The sequence below is a fragment of the Pseudomonas sp. HS6-2 genome, from assembly GCF_049325675.2.
In the GTDB taxonomy this organism is placed as follows: domain Bacteria; phylum Pseudomonadota; class Gammaproteobacteria; order Pseudomonadales; family Pseudomonadaceae; genus Aquipseudomonas; species Aquipseudomonas putida_N.
The window spans coordinates 3,194,577-3,216,786 of sequence record NZ_CM143906.1 but is presented as its reverse complement, the minus strand read 5'-3'; the positions used below and the strand labels follow the sequence as shown (position 1 = coordinate 3,216,786).

At 56.8% G+C, this 22,210-nt stretch carries 24 protein-coding genes; 12 read left to right on the top strand and 12 right to left on the bottom strand.

Annotation, left to right across the window (positions count from 1 at the left end; genetic code table 11):
- Nucleotides 1-175 precede the first annotated feature (175 nt).
- Together ACOKS3_RS14905 and ACOKS3_RS14900 are read right to left on the bottom strand one after the other, a co-directional pair.
- Complete coding sequence (locus ACOKS3_RS14905) at nt 176-1,690, bottom strand: ArnT family glycosyltransferase (protein ID WP_103447368.1); 1,515 nt, start codon at nt 1,688-1,690, stop codon at nt 176-178.
- A gap of 241 nt (nt 1,691-1,931) precedes the next feature.
- Complete coding sequence (locus ACOKS3_RS14900; RefSeq protein WP_103447367.1) at nt 1,932-2,177, bottom strand: hypothetical protein; 246 nt, start codon at nt 2,175-2,177, stop codon at nt 1,932-1,934.
- 173 nt (nt 2,178-2,350) lie between these two features.
- On the opposite strand from ACOKS3_RS14900, the gene ACOKS3_RS14895 reads away from it, so the two are divergent.
- Nucleotides 2,351-2,539: a hypothetical protein gene (locus tag ACOKS3_RS14895; RefSeq protein ID WP_181004492.1), complete on the top strand. Its 189-nt coding sequence runs from the start codon at nt 2,351-2,353 to the stop codon at nt 2,537-2,539.
- Nucleotides 2,540-2,666: 127 nt separating this feature from the next.
- Here the strand turns inward: ACOKS3_RS14895 and ACOKS3_RS14890 are convergent, their stop codons facing one another.
- Nucleotides 2,667-3,131 (bottom strand): hemerythrin domain-containing protein, encoded by a 465-nt coding sequence (locus ACOKS3_RS14890; protein WP_103447366.1) that lies wholly within the window; start codon nt 3,129-3,131, stop codon nt 2,667-2,669.
- A gap of 419 nt (nt 3,132-3,550) precedes the next feature.
- On the opposite strand from ACOKS3_RS14890, the gene ACOKS3_RS14885 reads away from it, so the two are divergent.
- Nucleotides 3,551-4,690, top strand: a complete 1,140-nt coding sequence (locus ACOKS3_RS14885; RefSeq protein ID WP_103447364.1) for a glutathione-independent formaldehyde dehydrogenase — start codon at nt 3,551-3,553, stop codon at nt 4,688-4,690.
- 293 nt (nt 4,691-4,983) lie between these two features.
- Complete coding sequence (locus ACOKS3_RS14880) at nt 4,984-5,124, top strand: hypothetical protein (protein ID WP_181004491.1); 141 nt, start codon at nt 4,984-4,986, stop codon at nt 5,122-5,124.
- Here the strand turns inward: ACOKS3_RS14880 and ACOKS3_RS14875 are convergent.
- From ACOKS3_RS14875 to ACOKS3_RS14860, 4 genes are all read right to left on the bottom strand, one after another.
- On the bottom strand, nt 5,103-5,564 hold the full coding sequence (locus ACOKS3_RS14875) for a DUF421 domain-containing protein (protein WP_422764298.1): 462 nt from the start codon (nt 5,562-5,564) through the stop codon (nt 5,103-5,105). The two genes, ACOKS3_RS14880 and ACOKS3_RS14875, sit on opposite strands and share 22 nt — an antisense overlap.
- 9 nt (nt 5,565-5,573) lie before the next feature.
- Nucleotides 5,574-6,080, bottom strand: coding sequence for a hypothetical protein (locus tag ACOKS3_RS14870; RefSeq protein WP_422764299.1), 507 nt, complete (start codon nt 6,078-6,080; stop codon nt 5,574-5,576).
- Between the two features lie 12 nt (nt 6,081-6,092).
- Entirely contained in the window at nt 6,093-6,596 is a 504-nt protein-coding gene (locus ACOKS3_RS14865) for a CinA family protein (RefSeq protein WP_103447361.1), read from the bottom strand.
- A 225-nt stretch (nt 6,597-6,821) separates the two neighbouring features.
- Nucleotides 6,822-7,679, bottom strand: a complete 858-nt coding sequence (locus ACOKS3_RS14860; protein ID WP_103447360.1) for an SDR family oxidoreductase — start codon at nt 7,677-7,679, stop codon at nt 6,822-6,824.
- A 196-nt stretch (nt 7,680-7,875) separates the two neighbouring features.
- On the opposite strand from ACOKS3_RS14860, the gene ACOKS3_RS14855 reads away from it, so the two are divergent.
- From ACOKS3_RS14855 to ACOKS3_RS14845, 3 genes are all read left to right on the top strand, one after another.
- Complete coding sequence (locus ACOKS3_RS14855) at nt 7,876-8,400, top strand: hypothetical protein (RefSeq protein ID WP_103447359.1); 525 nt, start codon at nt 7,876-7,878, stop codon at nt 8,398-8,400.
- Nucleotides 8,401-8,715: 315 nt separating this feature from the next.
- The gene (locus ACOKS3_RS14850) at nt 8,716-9,009 is read left to right on the top strand and encodes a DUF6555 family protein (RefSeq protein ID WP_103447358.1); all 294 of its coding nucleotides are present in this window, start codon (nt 8,716-8,718) and stop codon (nt 9,007-9,009) included.
- Nucleotides 9,010-9,046: 37 nt separating this feature from the next.
- A complete protein-coding gene (locus ACOKS3_RS14845; RefSeq protein ID WP_181004489.1) occupies nt 9,047-9,205 on the top strand; it encodes a hypothetical protein in 159 nt (52 codons plus the stop codon).
- 244 nt (nt 9,206-9,449) lie between these two features.
- Here ACOKS3_RS14845 and ACOKS3_RS14840 read toward each other — a convergent pair whose 3' ends face one another.
- Nucleotides 9,450-9,866 (bottom strand): low affinity iron permease family protein, encoded by a 417-nt coding sequence (locus ACOKS3_RS14840; RefSeq protein WP_103447357.1) that lies wholly within the window; start codon nt 9,864-9,866, stop codon nt 9,450-9,452.
- Nucleotides 9,867-10,033: 167 nt separating this feature from the next.
- Here ACOKS3_RS14840 and ACOKS3_RS14835 point away from each other — a divergent pair, with 167 nt between their 5' ends.
- Nucleotides 10,034-11,377 carry a cation:proton antiporter gene (locus ACOKS3_RS14835; RefSeq protein WP_422764300.1) on the top strand — a complete coding sequence of 448 codons (1,344 nt, stop codon included), beginning with the start codon at nt 10,034-10,036 and terminating at the stop codon, nt 11,375-11,377.
- Between the two features lie 137 nt (nt 11,378-11,514).
- Here the strand turns inward: ACOKS3_RS14835 and ACOKS3_RS14830 are convergent, their stop codons facing one another.
- The 3 genes from ACOKS3_RS14830 to ACOKS3_RS14820 form a co-directional block, all read right to left on the bottom strand.
- Complete coding sequence (locus tag ACOKS3_RS14830) at nt 11,515-13,302, bottom strand: thiamine pyrophosphate-requiring protein (protein ID WP_103447355.1); 1,788 nt, start codon at nt 13,300-13,302, stop codon at nt 11,515-11,517.
- Nucleotides 13,303-13,422: 120 nt separating this feature from the next.
- Nucleotides 13,423-13,713: a hypothetical protein gene (locus tag ACOKS3_RS14825; protein WP_463581442.1), complete on the bottom strand. Its 291-nt coding sequence runs from the start codon at nt 13,711-13,713 to the stop codon at nt 13,423-13,425.
- Between the two features lie 169 nt (nt 13,714-13,882).
- Complete coding sequence (locus ACOKS3_RS14820; protein ID WP_103447353.1) at nt 13,883-15,007, bottom strand: mechanosensitive ion channel family protein; 1,125 nt, start codon at nt 15,005-15,007, stop codon at nt 13,883-13,885.
- 195 nt (nt 15,008-15,202) lie between these two features.
- On the opposite strand from ACOKS3_RS14820, the gene ACOKS3_RS14815 reads away from it, so the two are divergent.
- Together ACOKS3_RS14815 and ACOKS3_RS14810 are read left to right on the top strand one after the other, a co-directional pair.
- Nucleotides 15,203-15,916: a DUF72 domain-containing protein gene (locus ACOKS3_RS14815; protein ID WP_422764304.1), complete on the top strand. Its 714-nt coding sequence runs from the start codon at nt 15,203-15,205 to the stop codon at nt 15,914-15,916.
- A gap of 236 nt (nt 15,917-16,152) precedes the next feature.
- Nucleotides 16,153-16,323: a hypothetical protein gene (locus tag ACOKS3_RS14810; protein WP_463581441.1), complete on the top strand. Its 171-nt coding sequence runs from the start codon at nt 16,153-16,155 to the stop codon at nt 16,321-16,323.
- Nucleotides 16,324-16,407: 84 nt separating this feature from the next.
- Here the strand turns inward: ACOKS3_RS14810 and rfaD are convergent, their stop codons facing one another.
- A complete protein-coding gene (gene rfaD / locus ACOKS3_RS14805; RefSeq protein WP_422764305.1) occupies nt 16,408-17,430 on the bottom strand; it encodes an ADP-glyceromanno-heptose 6-epimerase in 1,023 nt (340 codons plus the stop codon).
- Between the two features lie 83 nt (nt 17,431-17,513).
- On the opposite strand from rfaD, the gene ACOKS3_RS14800 reads away from it, so the two are divergent.
- The 3 genes from ACOKS3_RS14800 to ACOKS3_RS14790 all read left to right on the top strand — a co-directional run bounded on the left by ACOKS3_RS14800 (nt 17,514) and on the right by ACOKS3_RS14790 (nt 21,952).
- Nucleotides 17,514-18,494 (top strand): IS5-like element ISPa41 family transposase, encoded by a 981-nt coding sequence (locus tag ACOKS3_RS14800; protein ID WP_014003920.1) that lies wholly within the window; start codon nt 17,514-17,516, stop codon nt 18,492-18,494.
- Nucleotides 18,495-19,230: 736 nt separating this feature from the next.
- Nucleotides 19,231-21,000 carry a Mu transposase C-terminal domain-containing protein gene (locus tag ACOKS3_RS14795; RefSeq protein WP_463581440.1) on the top strand — a complete coding sequence of 590 codons (1,770 nt, stop codon included), beginning with the start codon at nt 19,231-19,233 and terminating at the stop codon, nt 20,998-21,000.
- Nucleotides 20,972-21,952, top strand: a complete 981-nt coding sequence (locus ACOKS3_RS14790) for an IS5-like element ISPa41 family transposase (protein ID WP_014003920.1) — start codon at nt 20,972-20,974, stop codon at nt 21,950-21,952. The genes ACOKS3_RS14795 and ACOKS3_RS14790 overlap by 29 nt, the downstream gene beginning before the upstream one ends.
- The last annotated feature ends 258 nt before the right edge of the window (nt 21,953-22,210 follow it).

The following is a 22,210-nucleotide window of genomic DNA, read 5'->3' as shown; positions in this document are numbered from 1 at the left end:
CGCCTTCTCATTACATCGCAAATGCAGACAGCTGAGGTTCAGCTTTCTGACAAAGTATGAAGCTACCAATAAATTTCATGTGCATAAACATCCATTCGGATGGTTGTAAAACAATGCTTGTAGTTGGCCGAATAGTCGCTGTTAGTTACAGGCTTGAAGACGGGCAGGGCACGGCCTAGGTTTTGGGAATATAGGCCACGCTTTGATCATCGCGGGCGTGTAGCCACTGCTCGCCACGGCTGGGCTGGGTGGTGATGACCTGATGATCGCTCTCCAGGTAGCCAAAGGGCGGCGCCTCGCCGTGGAGGTAATGCGCGACGATGATCGTGCGCTGCGGGTCCCAGTGCTTGCCGCTGGTACGCTTCAGCCAGGCCATCAAGCTGGCGGTGTCGCCGCTGCGGGGGTAATCCTCGGTCTGCGCCACATAGTAGAAGGGGGCACCACCCGTTTGGAGGTACATCGGCACCTTGTTGTCCACCTCGACCATTACCAGTTGCCATTGTGCAAGGGGTGCCTGACGGCTCGCCTGTTCAAGCACGGCCTCGCCGAAGCTGATCACGCCACCGCCGCCATTGCTCCAGGGCACCAGAATGCCCAGTACTGCCATCAGCAACACTGCGGTGACCGCGAAGCCGGCCTGCAGGCGCCGCCCGGCGGCCTCGCGCAGGGCCATGCGCCGGGTGATCCACCAGGCACCGAGCAGTTGTGCGAACGGCACCAGCGGCAGCACATAGTAGCTGCGCCTGCTGCCGCTGGCGGTGAAGAACAGCATCAGCAGGCCAAGGCCCTGAATCAGCCAGCGGGTATCAGGCTCGATCTGCCGCCAGTGGCGTACGGCAACCCACACGGCAATGATCCAGCAGGGTGCCCAGGGCAGGGTGTAGACCGGCAGGTATACCAGGTAGGTATAGATCGGCCCCAGGTTGTCGAATGGCCGGAAGAACCGCACCACGTTCTCCCGCAGTACCAGCCCAAGGCCGCTTTCGCCGTAGTTGGGTGCGCCGTACAGGTGCGAGAGTAGAAACGGCAGCATGTACAGCGCTCCGGCCAGCAGCAGTGCAGCCAGCAGACGCAGGTTCAGGTGGCGGCGCCAACGGCCTTCGCTCAGCAGGTGCGGCAGCAACACCAGGCCTGGCAGGATGAAGCCGATCAGGCCCTTGAACAGCGAGGTCAGCGCCAATAACCCGAAGAAGCCGACATAGCGCCAGAAACGCGTATCCTCAGGCCCGCGCCAATACCACCAGACTGCGGCCAGCACGCCGCACACCGTAAGGATGTCAGCGGTGGCAACCCGTGCCCAGAACACGAAGTAGAAAGTCGTGGCCAGCATCCAGCCAGCCACTAGTCCGGTGCCTTTGCGGAACAGGCGCTCGCCGAGCAGGTAGATCAGCCAAACGCTGAACCACGCCGCAATGACGGATGAAAGGCGCAGCGACCAAGGGCCCAGGCCCCCGGTCAGCCAGGCGCTGGTAGTAATCAGCCAATAGGACAGCAGGGGTTTGTCGTAATAGGCGCCACCCTTGAGGTACGGGTCAAAGTAGTCGCCGCTTTGCAGCATCTGCAGGGCGATGTTTGCCCAGCGGGTTTCTGCACCCCAAAGTTCGCGGCTCCCCAGGCCTAACATCAATAAAACGGCCGTAGTGGCAAGCAGTAACAGCAACGCGCGTTGATCGGTTCTTCTCTGATGCATGGCTGACTCTGCGGACAGGCAAATTGTCGGCGAATCCTAGGCAGCAAAAAGTGCGAGGGCAGTGAAGAATTGGTGAAAAAGTTGCAAAGCAGTGGCTGGACTACTTATTTCTCATAACAACAATAAATGGGATGTTCACCATTTCTTTGTCCTGCCCGCGCGGCGACCTGTGCGATGGCGCTGAAGGGTGGAGCGAACGGCCTAGGCGCCACACTTTGCGGCGCACATAAGCATGACCCATTCAGCTTGGTTCCATCGCCGTGTTTTTCTTCCAGCCCCGCAGGTTCATGATGCACAGGCAGACCTGCAGAAGGATCAGCGCCCAGGCTTGTGCCTGCCATCCCCACATCCCCCACAGCACGTTGCTGGCGATGAAGCAGCAGAAGCCCAGTTTGCGTCTGCCCGGGCGCCTTGAACCGATGCACCAGGCGGCAAGCACGGTAAGGAGCATGGCGGGCCATTCGAGAAAGTCGATCCAGTCATTCATCACGGGATACCCAAACTGATTGCGTTTCGATGTGGGACTGGCGAGCGCCTACCCGGGTTCACAATGCTTTGCCAACACTCACGGTAGCCAGACTTATGGAGCCTCACGGCCGTACGACCTGCCCACTCTGGTAACTGACATGATCAATCATCGTCACCACAAGGAAGGGCTTCATGCCCAATGCAGCAGCCAAGATCCGCTATGGCGTAGTGGCCGGCGGCTCGATTTCCCAAGCTGCCTTCGTGCCTGGTATCGGCCAGGCTGACAATTCGGTCATGACCGCGCTGGTCACGGGCGACCCGCAGAAGGCGACGGTATGGGTCGATCGGTGCGGGCTCAAAGCCTATGCTTACGAAGATTAAGCGGCGCTGCTCGGCTCGGGCGAGGTGGATGTGGTGTATGTCGCCACGCCAAACTTCATCGAAGCCTGGCAATGCTTTTACCGAGTAAGTCCGGGGTAGCGCGCCCGGATGGGCGCGCTGGCGGTAATCAGGCTGCGCGCTGTTCACCCTTAAGCAGTTTTTTCTGAGCTTCCATGGCCTGGCCCATGTCTTCAAGTGCCTGCTTGCCCAGCAGCTTGCGAGCGGTGGGGAACAGCTCGCTTTCTTCCTCCTCGATATGATGCTCTAGCAGCTCTTTCATCACCTTGACCCGGCCGGCAAACTCCACGGTCCCGGTCTCGGTGTGTAGCAGGTCGGGAATGACCAATGAGTCGACCGTGCGGTGTTCCTCCTTGGCCTCGTAGTACATTTTCGCTTCTTCCTTGCCGCCCGCCTGCTTAATCGCGGGGTACAGGATCTCTTCTTCCAGAGCGGTATGGATGCTCACCTCCTGCTTGATACGTTCGAGCAGTTCGGCGCGTTTCTTCACGGCGCGCTCGGTGGTAGACGACAGCTCCTCGAGCAGTTTCTTCACCAGTTGATGGTCCTGGATCAGCAGTTCGATTGCGTTCATGGGACACCTCTGCAGGGGCTGGGGAAAATCACGGTTGCTCTGGGTGGAGTAGGGTTTTAGCGCAAGGGTTCAATACAGTTGATGTGTGTTCTGCCGCGACAGGGTGGATGCTGCGAAGATGATGTGGGTGTTGAGGCTGCGAGGCTGTCCTACCGCTAACCTTTTGCAAGTGAACCTAGCCGCGAATGGCGAGGCCTGCGACGGCTCGCCGACCGCGGCTTTCTCAAAGCCATAGCCGGCGCGGACCACCACCATGTTCAAGGCCTTTGCGCTGATCTGGAACTTCGCACTGCCCGTAGCAATGAATATTAGCGCCACTGATCCGGCTCATGGCCCAGCAGATTGAACACTCGATGCTCACTGAACACCTGAACAGGGTAGGGCACTTTTCTGTCGCCCCTGACATTAGGGAGTTCAGCATGAAAGCCATTGTGTATAACGGCCCACGCGACGTCGCGGTCAAGGATGTACCGGACGCAAGAATCGAGAAACCCACCGACGTACTGGTGCGGATCACCACGACTAACATCTGCGGCTCCGACCTGCACATGTATGAAGGTCGCACCTCTTTCGAAGCGGGACGCGTGTTCGGGCATGAAAACCTGGGAGAAGTGATCGAGGTGGGCGCCGGGGTCGACCGGGTCAAAGTGGGTGATCGGGTCTGCCTGCCATTCAATATCGGCTGCGGGTTCTGCGAAAACTGCGAAAAAGGGCTAACAGGCTTCTGCCTCACGGCCAACCCAGGAGCTGCCGGTGCCGCATACGGCTTCGCCGAGATGGGGCCCTATCAAGGTGGCCAGGCGGAGTTGCTACGCGTTCCCTATGCGGATTTCAATTGTCTGGTACTGCCGGAGGATGCACAGGAGCGGGAAGATGACTACGTGATGCTTTCAGACATTTTCCCTACCGGTTGGCATGCAACCGAGCTTGCGGGTCTGCAGCCGGGGGAGAGCATTGCCATCTATGGCGCAGGCCCGGTCGGGCTGATGGCGGCGCACTCGGCAATCATCAAAGGGGCTTCCCAGGTGTTTGTCATCGACAACCAGCCAGATCGCCTGCAGTTGGCCGCGCAACTGGGGGCAACGCCCATCAATGCTGTCGAGCAGAAGGCTGTGGAAGAGATCATGAACCTTACCCATGGCAAAGGCACCGACCGCGGATGCGAATGTGTTGGCTACCAATGCTGCGACAAACATGGTCATGAAGCGAACTACCTGACAATGAACAACCTGGTCGCTTCAACCAAGGCGACCGGTGGCATAGGCGTGGTGGGTGTGTTCGTGCCTGAGGATCCGGGTGCGAAAAACGATTTGGCGAAAAAGGGCAAGATGGCCTTCGATTTCGGCGCGTTCTGGTTCAAGGGCCAACAGATTCGCACAGGCCAGGCAAACGTGAAGGCCTACAATCGCCGTCTTGCAGAGCTTATTCATCATGGGCGTGCCAAGCCCTCCCAGATCATCTCTCATCGCCTTAAGCTGGCGGAAGGCCCGGATGCCTACAAGCACTTCGATGCACGGGATGATGGTTGGACCAAGGTGGTACTCAAGCCAGCCGCTTGATCCCTTCATATAGGCTTCCAGGGACGGAAGCACGGGCAACCCTAACGAAGGTTCATCATCGATGTTCGTCTGGGGTAGGGGGGCAGAGAAAATGAAGGGAATTTAGGATTGGCATGGGAATCTCATACAAAGCGAGAGACATGGGATCCACCAGATCCTTTTGACCACCCTCGACTGAACAAGAACAACAGGGGGCTTGTATGAGTTGTTTGATCTGCGCCGGACACGCTGAGTCCGTCGAGTGTACCAGCGGATGGGAAGAGCGAAGCTGCTCTCTATGCGGTTGCTACCGGATGTCCAAGTCGCTCATTCTGCTCATGATGGAAGAGGGTCAGATTTTTGATACCGAGCGGATGCGGGAATGGCTTGTGTCCCGGCGCGATGTGATGCCCGTTCCCAGCATTGATCATGGTCAGGCGATATTGATGCTCTGATCGGCGGGAATGATCGAGACCTTGCCATTGCGCTCGACGATGGCAAATTTGACCTGCTGGATGTTTTCAATACCTTGGCTGTTCCTTGCCGACTCGAGAATGTCGTCTTCCGTGAGGCGCGCTCGGCGCATTCGGTGATGCAGAAATTGCCCGTTCTCCACGACCAAGGTAGCGTGCCCATCCAGAAGCCGCGCCAAGGGCTTGGAGTTGAGCTTTGCCAACGACAGCCCTACGTCGAGGACGATCAGTGTAGCAATCACCAGCATGGCGTTGGTGAACGAAAAATCTTCACCCAGCAGTGCTTGCTGAGTCGCCTCCCCAATGATCAGCAACAAGACAAAGTCGAAGGTGGTCAGGTCAGCCAGTGAGCGGCGTCCGGCTACGCGGAACAGCAGCATGAGGGCCGCGTACATCCCGGCTGCGCGGAGTATCGATTCCATGACGTGTTCCTATGGGTAGAGGAATGTGGAAAAGTGAACTGCGCTTTGAGGGCCTGTCCTGACGACACCCTCCAAGGTACCCACGTGATCACTTCGAAGCGTCAGGTACAAGGTGGCCACGCCGTCTTTGCTGGTACCCAGTTGCAGCAACAAGGCAGGGCCATGCGACATCGAAAGTTGCGGTTCCGGCTGCATCGTCTCGATACTGGCTGCGCGCAGTAGAGAGCCCTCAAGCTCTACCTTGACCGGCTGACCGGGCTCTCCTTGAACCGTTATGTAGAGGTTGTCGGTCGTGCCACTGCGACTGAGGCGCTGATACTCGACTTTGACACGACCATCCTGGCTTAGCACTTCAGCATCACTGAGCGGGCCGTTGCCAAACAGCCCTGCCAAGGCGAGCAGGACGACAATGACCAGCAGATACCAGCCAACGCGCTCGAAGCGCCAGACGCGTTGCTGCATAGACATGTCTTCTTGAACAGGATTGCGCCTGGACGCCCATTCGTCTTCCAGCATGATCACTTGCCCTCAGGCGCGCTCGCCACGAAGCCAGCGTTGGTGGTAGTGGGCAAGCCGAGTTAGCCCGAACAACGCCCCTTGGCGCATGACATCAGCCCGCTCACCGAAGAACCGTTGGGTACGGGTAAAGACGGCTACTGGCTCTCCGGCAAAAGCCCAGGCAAAGCACATTGTGCCTGGCGGTACACCAGACTCGGGGGCGGGCCCAGCTACGCCAGTGGTAGCGATCACGACATTGGCATTACTGTCTCTCAACGCTCCCAGGGCCATTTCCCACGCTACTGCCTCGCTGGTCAGGCCGTAACGTTCGATGGTATCGGCGCTGACTCCAAGCAAGCGCTTCTTGGCGCTGGGAGAGTAGACCACATAGCCACTTTCCAGCACCTCTCCGGTACCGGGCACCGTTGCCAAGAGAGCCACCATGCAACCTGCCGTGCATGACTCCGCAGTCGCCAGGATCAACTGGTTGTCTTTGAGATAACTGAGGGCGGCCATTACCGGTTCGCTTGCCATTAGAGCATCGACTCGCTTGTTCTTGTGCGGTGGACGCAATCGAGCGGTGATTGGTTCAGCGCATTTTGTCCATCCGTCCCATGTAGTAAACCTAGCCTGAACTTTGCTCATCACTTTGGCTTCCCTTGTGTACAGGGCCAGGAGTGATCCCGTGGCATCAAGCGCGGCAACGGGCCGATCGAGAGTGAGGGCTGAGGCCCGCCTTATGGGCGAGCCTCTTTTTTGTCAAAGGATCGGTTTACCGCCGGTGACAGCGTACCGTGAACCACTGATGTAACTGGCCTCATCGGAGCCCAGCAACACATAGATTGGAGCGACTTCCACCGGCTGCCCTGGACGTCCCATGGGGTAGCTGGAGCCGAAGTTTTTAACCGCGTCGTCGGGCATGGTGGCCGGGATCAAAGGCGTCCAAATGGGGCCGGGCGCAACGCTATTGACCCTGATTCCCTTCTTTCCTAGTAACTGAGCCAAACCCGCTGTGAAATTGGCAATGGCACCCTTGGTCGCTGCATATGCCAGTAGGCTTGGAGAGGGATCGTCGGAGTTCACCGAGCTCGTATTGATGATCGAGCTGCCCTTTGGCATGGAAGGCAGGGCCGCCTTGCAGATCCTGAAGATGGCCGTAATGTTGGTGTCGAAGGTTTTCACCCATTCATCATCGTCAATTTCTTCCAGAGTCTCATGGGCCATCTGGAAGGCTGCGTTGTTGACCAGGATGTCGATGCGCCCAAACTGTTTTACGGTCTTTTCGACGATGTCGTGGCAGTGTTGTTTCTGCGCCAGGTCACCGGGCAGCAGGAGGCATTGTCGGCCTGCAGCTTCGACCCAGCGCGCGGTTTCCTGCGCGTCTTCATGCTCATTCAGGTACGCGATGGCAACGTCAGCACCCTCGCGGGCATAGGCGATGGCGACGGCTCGCCCGATGCCACTGTCAGCACCGGTGATCAGCGCAATCTTGCCCTGAAGGCGATTGTGGCCGGTATACGACTGCTCACCACAGTCTGGGTAGGGTTCCATCTTGCGTTGTGAACCGGGAACGCTTTGCGGCTGGGACGGAAAGGGCGGAGTAGGGAAATCTCGCATGGTAGAAGCTCCTGCAGTTGAGAACGCTCTTACCGTTTCGAAGCATCGGATGCCTGTGCGTTGGATTGAATATGCACCCGGCACGACGAGCGGTGCCCTACTCGAATGCGAATTGAATTTCAGGTTGCATCGTTTGTTCTACCGAACTGATCTCCTCGCGCCTTTCTCGCTGGGAGCCGTATTGCAGGAGGAACAAGTGCCTCGAATCATTACCCCCGCGACTCCGGAGCATGAAATCAGCGAACACAATGCCAGGATGTTCGGTTCTCCCAAGGAACGCCTGGATTTCTACCGGCGTGAAATTCAGTACGAAACCAGCATTCTGGCCAATCGCACCGACGCCTACCTGGCTGCCCAGTCCTTTCTGGTCATCGCGTTCGTGTCTTCCATGGGCAATCTCAACCAAGGATGGGGAGAAATGTTTACGCTGATCGTGCCAGCTTTCCTCGCCTTGCTGGGTGTGCTGAGCTCGCTCAATGCTTGGCCTGGGATCCGGGCGGCGTACAACATCATTGACCACTGGCAACTAAAGCAACGTCACTTGCTGCAGAGCGAGCCCATGATGGGTTTGGCTTACGACGAATCGCCGCTGTTCTGCGAGGCTGAGACTTCCCGAGCTGGGCATCGAAAGTCGCTGCTGTTTTCGCTGCGCACACCGTGGATCTTTCTGGTGTTTTGGCTGCTGCTGGGGAGCTATTCGGTGTACATCCAATTGGCGTGATGACGCCTTACCCGTCGATAGTACGGCCCCCTGGAAAGGGGGGCCGATGTGCAGAGAAAAGGGTCAGCCAGCCAGCGCCTTGATCAACTGCTCATTCGTAGAGATCCAGGTGGGCACTGTCGAACGTCGCATCACGTATAGCGAGGGAGGTTGGATAAATCAGGCCTGTTCCGAAGGGCTGACCAGTGGGCAGTTTGCCAAACACTCGCAAGCGTGCTTGCTGATTTCACGTCGTATTTTGCCGCTTGGCTTTTCAATTGAATTTTTCCCGTCCATGTCCCCTCACAGACGCATGAGTAAAAGGGAGAGACTCACGTGGCTGGACAGCAACTGTACGTAATCGATTACACGCTCCATGGGGAGCGCCGAACATTCATCATTCGTATGGAAAAAATGGACAATTCCGTTGCCTGGCATTGGGCAAGCTGCGACGCAGGGGTCGGGATCATTCCCAGATTCTGTCAGCAGAACATCAAGATGGTCAGCCGGCCCATGGCCGAGCGCTACGGAATCGCGAACGTGAAGTGGCGATTGGCAGGCGATGGCCCGGAGTTCATTGCGCCGCCTATCGCTGTCGAAAAATTTTCCGGGACGGGTGTGGGCGATTAGCAACCTACAACTGACCCAATTGACTGGAGGCTTTGCTATGCAACCAAAAACCGAGGGTCTTGAAGAGCACGGTCCAAGTGGTGTGCCCTTCATCAACGATCCGGAAAAACCTACCTCACCGCCTTTGAATGACGCTGATGCCGCGGATGCTGTAGAGGCTGAGGAAGATTTTGAAGACGATGGCCAATCTCTCTGAGCAGAAGGAGCAAGTGATGGACAACTATCACCTGAGCCCGACTAGATCAGCAAGGCTTGGACACTCCAGGAAAAACTCGGAATCCACTATGGACTGGAGAAGCTCATGAAGCTCGACGTCGTGGGCGTGTCACTGTCAGGATGGTAGTCGTGGTTGTCGAAGAGCTCGCAGAGGCTATCGGTAAGGCCCTTCAGCCCTCGACGCCCTTGAGAGCTTCGCTAGATCAATCTGGCCCTAAGCTGATCTAGCGCTGCTGATTGTCACGGGCCGCATCCTCTCCCAGCTGCTCGACGGGCGTTTCAGGATGGGCTTCGCACTGGTTGCCCATGGCTCGGTATTCCTTGCGTAGCTTATGAATTTGCTGATTATCAAGCGCTTCGAGATCGAGCACCGACTGGTGTGCCGATTTGGTAGCCCTGATCAGCTCGTCCAGCTTCACATGGATGATGTCGTTATCACGATTTTGGGTGTTCTGGATGAGGAACACCATGAGGAACGTGATGATGGTGGTGGACGTGTTGACGATGAGCTGCCAAGTATCGTTGTAGTGGAACCAAGGCCCGGAGGCTGCCCACATGGCGATCAACACCACGGCGATCAGGAAAGTGCTTGGCTTGCCCGCGTGATTGGATAGCCATTGGCAAAATTGTGCGAATTTCATTTTTTGCATCTCCACCGCTGTCTAGAAACTCTGACCACAGCGAAGCGCTGAAATCATTTTTTACATATCTTCAGCGTGACCGGCGGACGGGATAAGCGCAGCGGAACGACGTGAAGTGACGAAACGTCGAATTTCAGTCGATACCTATTTTGCAGGCCCCTACGCACATGACCTTTATCGTCTGGTTCGCCATGCTGGGCGCAGTCTTGTTGCTACTCGCGCTCTCATCTTCCTATTTGCGTTGGATACCTGTTACGTCCTCGGTGGTATGCCTTGGTCTAGGCATCGCGCTGGGCTCGCCCGGGCTGAGCTTCCTCCAGCTTGATGTCGCCCAGTCGAGCGGCTGGATGGAGCATCTGACCGAAGTCGCCGTGTTGTTTTCGCTGTTCTTCAGCGGCCTGAAGTTGCGGCTGCCCTTGGGTAACCGCAGATGGTGGGGGGCCTTCTACTTGGCTGGGCCGGTCATGGTGATCTGCATCGCTGGCGTAGCACTGGTGGCGCACTACGGCCTGAATTTGGGGTGGGGTATCTCGGTAATGATCGGGGCTATTCTCGCGCCTACTGACCCAGTCCTGGCGACCCTGGTACAGGTGGTCGATGCCCAGGATGACGATGCTGTTCGTTTCAGCTTGTCTGGCGAGGCCGGGCTGAACGATGGGGTGGCTTTTCCATTCGTCATGCTCGGGTTGTTCCTCCAGCAGAACACAGGGGCGCCGTGGCTGGGCGATTGGCTACTCAAAGACATGTTATGGGCCGTGGCTGCTGGCCTGCTTTGCGGCTACTGGATGGGGCGCGGTCTGGGCAAGCTCACGCTGTTCCTGCGCCTGCGTAACGACGACAGTACGGTGTCACCCAACGACTACCTGGCCCTGGCACTGATCGCGCTCGCTTACGTGATCGCCGAGTCGATCCAGGCCTATGGGTTCCTGGCGGTGTTCGCTGCCGGCCTGGGCCTGCGCCAGGCTGAAGTGCAGACCTCTACCAATCCGGATGCCCCGGCTGCGGAGCATTTGGTGCAGCCTGTGGTGGGGCACCAGCACGTGGCGCCAGAGTTGGCCGTAAAAGGGGATGTGGAAGGGCTTGAGGATTCACAGGTGGCTGCCGGGATCATGCTGGGAGACATGCTCGCATTTGGCAGCCTGGTTGAACGGGCGCTGGAGGTCTTTCTGGTCACCTTGCTCGGCGTTGTGCTGGTCGCCCATTGGGATTGGCGGGCTCTGATCATTGCCGGGGCGCTGTTCCTGGTGATTCGGCCTCTGAGCGTCATGCTGATGCCGTTCCGAGGAATGCTGGATGCGAGGCAGCGTGGGTTGCTGGGGTGGTTCGGCATTCGAGGCATTGGAAGCTTCTACTACCTGTTTTATGCCATCAATCACGGCCTGTTGCCGGGCTCTGCAGTGGAAGTCAGCAATCTGGTGCTGTCAGTTGTGGCGTTGAGCATTTTGCTGCACGGGCTCAGCGTGCAGCCGCTGCTTGCGCGTTATGAGGCGTGGAAACGGAGCGCTCGGTGACCTCCAGTTGCCTCGGTGGAGTGCTTGTGAGTAACGCACGCTCATAAAAATGCCAGGGCGATCCTTCGCCCTGGCACATTCATCGTAGGCCAGCGGCCTTAGTGTAACCCGAGCCTGCGCGCGGGCTTCAGCCAACGCTATTTTTTGCCGGGCAGCACTGAGCTGAGGACCTGCTTGGCGGTCTGCACGATGACTCCGGCTTGATTCGGATCGCCCTTGAGCAAGGTGCTGGCGAATTTCTTCGCCTGTTCCAGCTTGATGTGCGGGGGAAGGGGGGGCACGTCCGGGTCGGTCTTGAATTCGATCAACACCGGTCTGTCGGCCGCCAGCGCGCGTTCCCAGGCGCCGGCAATGTCTTCTTCCCGCTCCACATAGATGCCCTGCAAACCGATGGAAATGGCGAACAAGTGATAGGGCACGTCGGGGATCGACTGTGAAGCCTCGAACTTAGGGTCGCCTTCCATCACGCGTTGTTCCCAGGTTACCTGGTTGAGGTCTTCGTTGTTGAAGACCGCACAGATCCACTGCGGGTTGTCCCACTGGCGCCAGTACTTGGCCACGGTGATCAGCTCGGCCAGGTTGTTCATCTGCATCGCGCCGTCGCCCACCAGTGCCACCACGCTGCGCTGCGGGTGAGCGAATTTGGCGGCGATGGCATAGGGCACCGCCGCGCCCATGCTCGCCAGTCCGCCGGACAGCGAGCATTGCATGCCTTGGCGGATCTGCAAATCGCGGGCAAACCAGTTGGCGCACGAACCCGAGTCGCTGGTGACGATGGCCTGGTCGGGCAGGCGAGGGGAGAGCTCATGCACCACGCGCTGCGGGTTGATCGGGTCGGCTTTGACCAGCGCGCGTTTCTCCAGGGTCTTGTCCCAGTGCGCGCGCCAGCTTTCGACCTTGTCGCGCCAGCGGCGCTCGCTTTTGTGCTCAAGCAGCGGCAGCAGGGCGCGCAGGGTTTCGCTGGCATCGCCGACCAGGTTGACTTCCATTGGATAGCGCAGGCTGAGCATGTCCGGTTGCAGGTCGATCTGCACCCCACGGGCCTGGCCTTCCTTGGGCAGGAACTCGGCATAGGGGAAGCCGGAGCCGATCATCAGCAAGGTGTCGCACTCGTTCATCAATTGGTAACTCGGTTCCGTACCGAGCAGGCCGATGGTGCCGGTGACCCAGGGCAAATCGTCAGGCAGCACGGCCTTGCCCAGCAGCGCCTTGGCCACGCCGGCACCGAGTTTTTCGGCCACGGCGATGACCTGCTCGGTCGCCTGCAAGGCGCCGGCACCGACCAGAATCGCCACTTTTTTCCCGGCATTGAGCACCTCGGCCGCCCATTGCAGATCAGCGTCGAACGGCACGACCTTTGGCTTGCTGTAGCCAATGCCCGAATGCACCGTGCCGTGTGCCCTTGCCGGCTCCTGATAGGGCAGGTCCTGTAAGTCATTGGGCAGGATGATGGCGGTAACCCGGCGCTCACCGACGGCAGTACGCACTGCGCGGTCGAGCAGGTGCCGCGCCTGTTCCGGCGTCGAGGCCTGTTGTACGAAGGCACCGGCCACATCCTTGAACATCGACAACAAGTCCAGTTCTTGCTGGTAATGCCCGCCCAGCGCCGCACGCGCTTGCTGGCCGACGATGGCCAGTACCGGTTGGTGATCCATGCGTGCATCGTAGAGGCCGGTCAGCAGGTGGGAAGCGCCGGGGCCGGAAGTGGCGATGCACACGCCAAGCTCGCCGGTGAACTTGGCGTGAGCGCTGGCCATGAACGCGGCCATCTCTTCATGGCGGGCCTGGATGAATTCAATCTTGCCGTTGGCTCGGCCCAATGCACCAAATACGCCATTGATGCCATCCCCCGGGTAACCGAAGATGCGTCGAACGCCCCACTGGTACAAACGCTCGATCAGGAAGTCGCCTACTGTGGTTGTCATCGTCTTTTCCCTGTCTGTGATCGATAGGGTCTGGACTGGGCCGCGAAGGGGAAAGTTTCAACAGGTTGTACGTGGTCAGCCCGCAGGGACCTCACTTCCTCTAACGCGGGTCAGCCGACATCATCCCCCAGATCCACCGCCTCCAGTGCCACCACCGCCCGAACCTCCAGTTCCGCTACCGGAACCCGAACCGCTGCCCGTCCGCGTGCCGCTACTTCCCGAGCCGCCCATCCCGTGGCCACTGCCCGAGCCATTGTTGGTGCCATCCCCACCGGTGTTGTCGGTGCCATTGCTACCGGTGCCGCCCGATCCGGTACCCATGCCATCACCCGGTGTACCAGACCCGCTGGCGCCGCCGTTCATCTGGCCATCGTCTTGCGTGGGTGTGCCAGGGGCCTGCTGATCGTTCATGTTGGTGGCCGCCAGCACGATGGGCGCGCTTGCACCCAGGCACAGCGCAAGTAGCCATGTATGAGGCTTCACTGTCTTCATGATGAATCTCCTTTTTTCGGTGTTTGCCTAGTGTTCGGCCAGAGGGAGGAGCGGTCCGTGCAATACGGGCGACGGACGGGCCGACCGTTCAGGCGCCCCTGATGCCCAGGCCTTCTCGACCTGGTGTCGAGAGCTTGGCCTCTTGCGGCAACGCGGTGACCTTGATCGCCCGCACCGGAACGGCGAACTTGGCGCCCACCTTGGAAAAGCGCTCGAGCAGGTGGAAGTTGATGGCCTGCTGAATATCCATGTACAGGTTGTAGCCAGGGTCCTTGACGATGTACACGCACTCGAACTCCAGCGCCTCCTTGCCAAAACCGCGCAAATGGGCACGGTCGAAACGCACCTGCTGCTGCGCCTTGATAGCCTCTTCAACGATGGCCGGGGCTTTTTTCACCGCCTCGGTTGGCGTGTCGTAGGACAGACCGAATTCAAACACGATGCGTCGTTCCTGCAGGCGTTTGTAGTTCTGGATGGTGCTGCTGATCATGCTGGCATTGGCCATGACAATCTGTTCGCCACCCAGGCTGCGAATGCGCGTGGTTTTCAAACCCACATGTTCGACGCTGCCTGCCAGTGGGCCGATGACGATGAAGTCGCCCACCTCGAACGGTTTATCCACGGCGATCGACAGCGAGGCGAACAGGTCGCCAAGGATGTTCTGCACGGCCAGCGCCACGGCGATACCGCCGACACCCAGACTGGCGACGAAAGCGGTGATATTGACGCCCAGGTTGGACAGCATTGCCAGCACCACCACCGACCACAGCAGTACCCGCGCTCCCCACGCCGCCAGGGTGGCCAGCGCGCTGCCCTGGTTCAGGCCGTCGGTGCGGTGGCGGGCAAAGTAGCGGTTCAGGCCCAGGCCGATGGCGCGGTTGGCCCACAGCCCGATTTGCAGGGCGGCGACCACGAACCACAGGCTACTGACCCGCGTCAGCCAACGCTCCGGCAGGTCGAGCATGCTCAGGCCTACCAGCAAGGAGGCGAGCAATAGCAGGAGATTGCTGGTGCCAGCCAGCACCTTGGCCAGCACGTGGCTGAGCACACCGTCGTGTTCAGACCAGCGACGGACGCGGTGCAGCAGGAAGCTGATGGCGGCGCGAGAGACCAGGAAGGTTCCGATGGCCACAGCCAGGGCTAGCAGCAGATTGAGGATGGAAATGCCCAACAGGGTGGTGTCGGTGAACAGGGTTATGATGCGGTCATTCATGAGCAGCGCGCCTCCCGGGTGCCTGGATTGTTTGAAGGTCCTTTTCATGGGATCTCCCATGGGCGCCATAGGTCGATCCGATTTCACAAACCGAGCATGTTGTAGTGCACGTAGTACATGATCCATAGCGACAAATGGAACGACGACCGGCTCTGGCGACTCCATTGCAGCAACGGCGTGCTATGGAGTGCCATGATGATCCACCTGGGGTGCGCGGGCTGGAGCTTGTCCCGCCAGTACGCCGATGAGTTCGTGCAGGCGGGCAGCCAATTGCAGCGCTATGCCGCGCGGCTTGGTGCCGTGGAGATCAACACCTCGTTCTACCGGCCGCATCTGCCTACCACCTATGCCCGCTGGGCTTGCTCGGTACCGGAGTATTTCCGTTTCGCCGTCAAGCTGCCCAAGATAATCACCCATGAACTGCGCCTGGAAGGCTGTGAGGTTGCGCTAGATATGTTTCTTGGCCAATGCCAGCAATTGGGTGACCGCCTGGGCTGCCTGCTCGTACAGCTGCCGCCATTGCTAGCCCATGATGCCAGCCGCGACCGGCGTTTTTTTGAACTCCTGCGCCAACGCCATGCCGGGCCGGTGGCGGTCGAGCCCAGGCACGCCAGTTGGCTAGGGGCGCAGTCGATGCTCATCGACTTGCGTATTGCCCAGGTAGCGGCAAGCCCTTCACGCTTCGCTGCCGATGCACAACCCGCTGGCTGGCCTGGATTGGTCTACTGGCGCCTGCACGGCGAGCCGCGGATCTACCATAGCGATTATTCGCAAGAGTACCTGCAACAGTTGGCTGAGCGGCTGCAGCGCAGCCACGCCGCAGGTGCGGCAACCTGGTGCATCTTCGACAACACCGCCTCCGGTGCAGCACCGGGTAATGCGCTTGCACTCGAGCGATACCTGCGCTGATCTGCCGGCTGCTGCATCGACGTGGAGGACAGAGCATTTCGGGAGAGGGCAGGGTAGACTCGATTCAGTGGCGTGCCGCCCAGGTATACATCGCGTGCGAAGCTGCCGACCTTGTTCGCATAAATGTGGAAGATACGTTGATCAGGCTATCGCTCATTCATTGCAAATTGGGGCGCGAGGAGCGGCTCAGATCCGCAGAGCGTCCTACGCGGTTCTTTCAGGGAAGGTCGGCTAGGTTGAACGAGATCCTCAGAGAAAGCCGATTCAAGTTTATCGAGGCTGAAGTGCTAATCGTGCAACCGGGCATTTCCGCTTCCAGCCGCAGTGAGGATCAAGACAGGGTTATTGCCGCTGCCATGGTTTACCTGAAGGAAACAATTGGGTGCCATCTTCAGGTGACGCAGTAGCTAAATTGTCAGCCCCAGCACTCAGAGGAATGTAACTCAACTAAATAGTCATTTAGTGTAGTTATATGCAAACAGGAGCAGGCATCAAGCGGCTGCTGATGGTTTGGCAAGAGCAAGGGGCGGGCGCACGCCACTCTGCAACCAGTCGCAATAATGCGAAACGCCTTGCTCGACAGTCAGTGTTTTCGCTGTGTAGCCAGCAGATCGCAAGTGCCCCAGGTCCGCACAAGTGTAACACTGGTACTTTCCCCGTAAATGATCAGGGAAATTGCCATATTCCAGACAACCTTCAAGCAAGGCCATTTCCAGTGATAGGGATGGCTGACCTTGCTGCTCGCGCAGCCGATTGATCACTGTCAGTGCGACATCGTTGAACGTCTGGGCACGGCCACTGCCGACATTGAACAGGCCGCTCAGATGCGGGTGATCGAGGAAGAAAAGATTGACCTTGACCACATCGTCCACCGAGACGAAATCACGCAGGTGACCACCGCTGGGGTAATCGCCATAGCTGCCAAACAGGCTGACTTTGCCGAGGGCCTGATACTGGTTGAAGCAGTGCAAAGCCACTGACGCCATGGCACCTTTGTGCTGTTCGTGGGGCCCGTAGACATTGAAATAACGCAAACCGACGATCTGGCTGCGTGCGACCGGTAGTTGCCGGCGAACCTGTTGATCGAAAAGGAATTTGGAGTAGCCATAAACGTTCAGCGGGCGCTCGCACGTGCGCTGTTCACGAAAGTCCTGGCCCGCACCGTAGACTGCAGCCGACGAGGCATATAGCAGCGGGATCCGTTGTAGCTGCGCAGACTCCAGCAATTGCCGACTGAACCGGTAGTTGTTGTCCATCATGAATCTACCGTCGGTTTCGATGGTACTTGAGCATGCGCCTTGGTGCAGGACTGCACGGACCTTGCCGAACTGGCCACGACTGAAACGCTCGAGGAAGTCGTCCTTGTCCAAGTAGTCGGCGATGTCGCTGTCGGCCAGGTTGCGGAATTTGTCGCCATCGGTGAGTTCGTCGACAGCGATGATCTCGGATTCGTTGCGTTGGTTGAGCGCCTGGATGAGGTTGCTACCGATGAATCCTGCGGCTGTGACGCTCAGTTAAAAATGAAACTTCCCTCGGGAATCTCCGAACAAGCCTTCAGTTATGCGAGAATCCCCGCAACACCTGATCCGAGCCGCCCATGAGCCAGATGAGCTTTTCCGACTTTGAGTACGCCGGCAAGCGCAAGCAAACCCGCCGAGAGCGCTTCCTCGCCGAAATGGATCAGGTGGTGCCCTGGGCAGGCCTGCTGGAGCTGATCGAACCGTTCTACCCCAAGGCCGGCGGCGGTAGAAAACCCTATCCTCTGGAAACCATGCTGCGCATCCATCTGTTGCAGAACTGGTTCTCCCTGAGCGACCCGGCCATGGAAGAAGCGCTCTACGAAATCACGCCCATGCGCCAGTTCGCACGCCTGACGCTGAGCGCGCCAATCCCCGAAGACACCACGATCATGAACTTCCGGCACTTGCTGGAGAAGCATCAGCTCGCACCGGCAATCCTTGCGGTCATCAATGGTTATCTGCAGGAAAAAGGCCTGTCGCTGCGCCAAGGCACCATCGTCGATGCCACCATTATTCATGCCCCCAGCTCGACCAAAAATAAAGAAGGCAAGCGTGATCCCGAGATGCACCAGACCAAGAAAGGCGGTCAGTATTTCTTCGGGATGAAGGCGCACATCGGTGCCGATGTCGAGTCCGGCCTGGTGCATCACGTCCATGGCACCGCTGCCAATGTGGCCGATGTCACGCAGGTGGCTGAACTGCTGCATGGCGAAGAAAACGCCGTGTATGCAGATGCCGGTTACACCGGTGTCGAAAGGCGCGAAGAGCATGAAAATCGGGGGGTGATCTGGCAGATTGCAGCGCGTCGCAGCACCTATTCCAAGCTGAACCAGCGCAGCGTACTGTACAAAGCCAAGCGCAAGATCGAGTTCTGCAAGGCTCAGACACGGGCCAAGGTCGAGCATCCGTTTCGCGTGATCAAGCGGCAGTTTGGTTACGTGAAAGTACGTTTTCGTGGGCTGATGAAAAACACGGCTCAGTTGACCACGCTGTTCGCCCTGGCAAACCTGTGGAGGGTTCGAAAACAGCTCATGGGTATGGGTGAGGTTCGCGTTTAACACGGAGAACCGGTCGAAAAAGCTCTCCGTACATGATTTTTCGGTCACTTTTCGTCCAATGACGCTGTAGGTGCCTGGAAAATTGCAACTTGCCGCGGCTGCACGACAAGTTGATCGGAGCATCCCTCGGCACCCTCTAGCTTAGGGCTTTCAGCGAGGTCATCAACTAAAAATGATTGTTTCTCTGCGTCAAATGCCGCATTTGATCATTTCTCAAACTTAAGCGCTCCAGCCCAGTAATCATAAGGCATCCACTGATGCTAGCCGATCACTTATAAATGATCATTTTATAACCTATTGATAGAGCTAAAATTTTTATCTGAATTTTTAGATGCTCCATTCGCGAATGATCATTTTTAGTTGGTCTCCAATCCCCAGCCAGGATCTACTCTATGGCAAAATCCCACATTCGTTACAGCTTCAGGTAGCTGAAAGCTCTGTTTTCGCATAGTTTGCTTGATTTTTTTTCATGCATGCCACTGCTTTGCATTAGCGACGCTCTCGTTAATGAATCAAATGCCCTATTTTCATATAATAGATATAAATTGACAAGTTTGAAATTTTCTTTTGAAAACCACTACTTATCTGGTGGCCTAAAACTTGCTTAAGGCTAAGTGGCTTTTTTAGGCGTCAATACTCATTATTTGTTTAGAGCTGCATTGGAGTGATGCTCTTTTTTGACGTGTGCTCGCAAATCGGTTTAACTTCGACAAAATTTCAAGTGCTGAGAATTTGAATGAAAAGATTTGTGAACAAGGGAAGTCTCGTCAAACATTCAGAGAACGCATACCGTGTCATAGAAGTATCCAAGGATGGCTCTGTCACTCTGGAGAATCTGGATGCGGGGAATACTTTCAGTGTTCCATTTACAGAAGTTTCCCTGCTTGAGACAGAAGGTGCACGTGAGGAATACATCACCGAACGCCGACTTGCTTGGCTTGAACAATCAAAAAGCAATCCAGTGGAAATGCAAGTAGCAATAACTCGTGCAGAGTGCATCGATCGATTGCTCTCAGGTAAAATCTCCCGTGCGAATTTGTTATTAGAGCTTGAAATATCCGTACCTACTTTGACACGCCTTCTTAGACGATATGATCCTGAGTTGGGTGCAGTCTCTTTGATGCGAAACGTTCGCGGTAGAAAAGCTGCAACTCGCATGCTGAGTCCTCTTCATGAACAAATCATTGAGGATGGGATAAAGCGATATCTCAATAAGACCAAAAAACTTTGCACTTTTACTGAGATGTATGAATATGTAGAATCAAAATGCGTTGTGAATGGCCTAAAGCCTCCAAGTCCGAATACAATAAAAAATCGGTTGGAGTCTTTTGGTGATCGCGCAATTTATTCTATAAGGCGTGGCCGTGAGGCGATGCTGCAGAAGTTTGAAATGAAACCAGGGTCTATAGATGTCGAAACTATTCTATCTATGGTGCAAGTCGATCATACAAAAGTCGACGTAATCATCAGGGACTCGAACGGCTTGCCGCTAATGCGGCCTTGGCTGACTGTAGTCATAGATCTTAAAAGCCGGATTGTTTTGGGCTATTACTTAGCGCTGCATCCTCCAAGCGCATTGAGTGTCGCCATGGCGTTGTTGTCTGCCTGTTACCCAAAAAGCGAGCAGCCGATGATGATGGGGGGAGGGATAGGAACATTGCATCGTTTTTGGGGTACTCCAGTCGCAGTGGGTACTGATAACGCTGCAGAGTTTACTTCGGACGAGTTTGCAGCCGCTTTAGGACTCTACGATATAGAGTTGCTACTGAGGCCGATTGGTAAAAAGCATTACGGTGGACATGTCGAACGGCTCATTGGTACATTGATGGGTAAAGTGCATATGCTGCCAGGGACTACCTATTCAAATGTCTTAACTAAAGCAGATTATGACTCTGCTAAAGAGTCGGCGCTGACATATCAGCAACTTTGCAAGTGGTTTGCGGATCAGGTAGCTATATATCATGGGCGTGCTCACGAAGGTTTGGGGCGTCGATCTCCTAGTGAAGTGTGGGATGAAGAGATGGCGAAACTAGGGCCACAGTATATTCAGCCTATACCAGGTGATTTTCGAACTTTTGCTTTAGATTTTTTTCCGTCTTTTACGAGGACTGTGCAGACGAAAGGGGTTGAGTTTAAAGGGGACTTCTACGTTTCATCTGTAATCCGAAGGTTAGTAGGGCAGCGCCTAACCTTCAAATACAACCCTCTAAATCTCGGGAAGATCTGGCTTCGCTTAGAGGGCAGGTATTATGAGATACCGTATTCAGATATAACCAAGCAGCCTATATCTTTGAGCGAGTATTATGCTAGTAACAGATCAGGCAAACGTCGCCGTGGAGAGCTTATCGACCCAACGCTTCACGAACTTAGGCTTCAGGCTCACGATGATATTGATAATGCTGTGGCAGAAGCTAAGGAATCTCCGAACAAGCCTTCAGTTATGCGAGAATCCCCGCAACACCTGATCCGAGCCGCCCATGAGCCAGATGAGCTTTTCCGACTTTGAGTACGCCGGCAAGCGCAAGCAAACCCGCCGAGAGCGCTTCCTCGCCGAAATGGATCAGGTGGTGCCCTGGGCAGGCCTGCTGGAGCTGATCGAACCGTTCTACCCCAAGGCCGGCGGCGGTAGAAAACCCTATCCTCTGGAAACCATGCTGCGCATCCATCTGTTGCAGAACTGGTTCTCCCTGAGCGACCCGGCCATGGAAGAAGCGCTCTACGAAATCACGCCCATGCGCCAGTTCGCACGCCTGACGCTGAGCGCGCCAATCCCCGAAGACACCACGATCATGAACTTCCGGCACTTGCTGGAGAAGCATCAGCTCGCACCGGCAATCCTTGCGGTCATCAATGGTTATCTGCAGGAAAAAGGCCTGTCGCTGCGCCAAGGCACCATCGTCGATGCCACCATTATTCATGCCCCCAGCTCGACCAAAAATAAAGAAGGCAAGCGTGATCCCGAGATGCACCAGACCAAGAAAGGCGGTCAGTATTTCTTCGGGATGAAGGCGCACATCGGTGCCGATGTCGAGTCCGGCCTGGTGCATCACGTCCATGGCACCGCTGCCAATGTGGCCGATGTCACGCAGGTGGCTGAACTGCTGCATGGCGAAGAAAACGCCGTGTATGCAGATGCCGGTTACACCGGTGTCGAAAGGCGCGAAGAGCATGAAAATCGGGGGGTGATCTGGCAGATTGCAGCGCGTCGCAGCACCTATTCCAAGCTGAACCAGCGCAGCGTACTGTACAAAGCCAAGCGCAAGATCGAGTTCTGCAAGGCTCAGACACGGGCCAAGGTCGAGCATCCGTTTCGCGTGATCAAGCGGCAGTTTGGTTACGTGAAAGTACGTTTTCGTGGGCTGATGAAAAACACGGCTCAGTTGACCACGCTGTTCGCCCTGGCAAACCTGTGGAGGGTTCGAAAACAGCTCATGGGTATGGGTGAGGTTCGCGTTTAACACGGAGAACCGGTCGAAAAAGCTCTCCGTACATGATTTTTCGGTCACTTTTCGTCCAATGACGCTGTAGGTGCCTGGAAAATTGCAACTTGCCGCGGCTGCACGACAAGTTGATCGGAGCATCCCTAAGCGCGTCAGACAGCACATTGCAAAAAAAGCTCACGGCGTGGGAATAACGGCTCTACTAGAAAATAAGTCGTTTGATGATTCCGGGCTCAAACCACTTGCTGCTGATCAGGCCCGTAAAAAACTTGACTG

Excerpts from the sequence above, each read along its gene's own strand:
- ACOKS3_RS14905 (WP_103447368.1), bottom strand. The coding sequence starts at position 1,690 with ATGCATCAGAGAAGAACCGATCAACGCGCGTTGCTGTTACTGCTTGCC.
- ACOKS3_RS14900 (WP_103447367.1), bottom strand. The coding sequence starts at position 2,177 with ATGAATGACTGGATCGACTTTCTCGAATGGCCCGCCATGCTCCTTACC.
- ACOKS3_RS14895 (WP_181004492.1), top strand. The coding sequence starts at position 2,351 with ATGCCCAATGCAGCAGCCAAGATCCGCTATGGCGTAGTGGCCGGCGGC.
- ACOKS3_RS14890 (WP_103447366.1), bottom strand. The coding sequence starts at position 3,131 with ATGAACGCAATCGAACTGCTGATCCAGGACCATCAACTGGTGAAGAAA.
- ACOKS3_RS14885 (WP_103447364.1), top strand. The coding sequence starts at position 3,551 with ATGAAAGCCATTGTGTATAACGGCCCACGCGACGTCGCGGTCAAGGAT.
- ACOKS3_RS14880 (WP_181004491.1), top strand. The coding sequence starts at position 4,984 with ATGTCCAAGTCGCTCATTCTGCTCATGATGGAAGAGGGTCAGATTTTT.
- ACOKS3_RS14875 (WP_422764298.1), bottom strand. The coding sequence starts at position 5,564 with ATGGAATCGATACTCCGCGCAGCCGGGATGTACGCGGCCCTCATGCTG.
- ACOKS3_RS14870 (WP_422764299.1), bottom strand. The coding sequence starts at position 6,080 with ATGCTGGAAGACGAATGGGCGTCCAGGCGCAATCCTGTTCAAGAAGAC.
- ACOKS3_RS14865 (WP_103447361.1), bottom strand. The coding sequence starts at position 6,596 with ATGGCAAGCGAACCGGTAATGGCCGCCCTCAGTTATCTCAAAGACAAC.
- ACOKS3_RS14860 (WP_103447360.1), bottom strand. The coding sequence starts at position 7,679 with ATGCGAGATTTCCCTACTCCGCCCTTTCCGTCCCAGCCGCAAAGCGTT.
- ACOKS3_RS14845 (WP_181004489.1), top strand. The coding sequence starts at position 9,047 with ATGCAACCAAAAACCGAGGGTCTTGAAGAGCACGGTCCAAGTGGTGTG.
- ACOKS3_RS14840 (WP_103447357.1), bottom strand. The coding sequence starts at position 9,866 with ATGAAATTCGCACAATTTTGCCAATGGCTATCCAATCACGCGGGCAAG.
- ACOKS3_RS14835 (WP_422764300.1), top strand. The coding sequence starts at position 10,034 with ATGACCTTTATCGTCTGGTTCGCCATGCTGGGCGCAGTCTTGTTGCTA.
- ACOKS3_RS14830 (WP_103447355.1), bottom strand. The coding sequence starts at position 13,302 with ATGACAACCACAGTAGGCGACTTCCTGATCGAGCGTTTGTACCAGTGG.
- ACOKS3_RS14825 (WP_463581442.1), bottom strand. The coding sequence starts at position 13,713 with ATGAACGATCAGCAGGCCCCTGGCACACCCACGCAAGACGATGGCCAG.
- ACOKS3_RS14820 (WP_103447353.1), bottom strand. The coding sequence starts at position 15,007 with ATGAATGACCGCATCATAACCCTGTTCACCGACACCACCCTGTTGGGC.
- ACOKS3_RS14815 (WP_422764304.1), top strand. The coding sequence starts at position 15,203 with ATGATCCACCTGGGGTGCGCGGGCTGGAGCTTGTCCCGCCAGTACGCC.
- ACOKS3_RS14800 (WP_014003920.1), top strand. The coding sequence starts at position 17,514 with ATGAGCCAGATGAGCTTTTCCGACTTTGAGTACGCCGGCAAGCGCAAG.
- ACOKS3_RS14795 (WP_463581440.1), top strand. The coding sequence starts at position 19,231 with ATGAAAAGATTTGTGAACAAGGGAAGTCTCGTCAAACATTCAGAGAAC.
- ACOKS3_RS14790 (WP_014003920.1), top strand. The coding sequence starts at position 20,972 with ATGAGCCAGATGAGCTTTTCCGACTTTGAGTACGCCGGCAAGCGCAAG.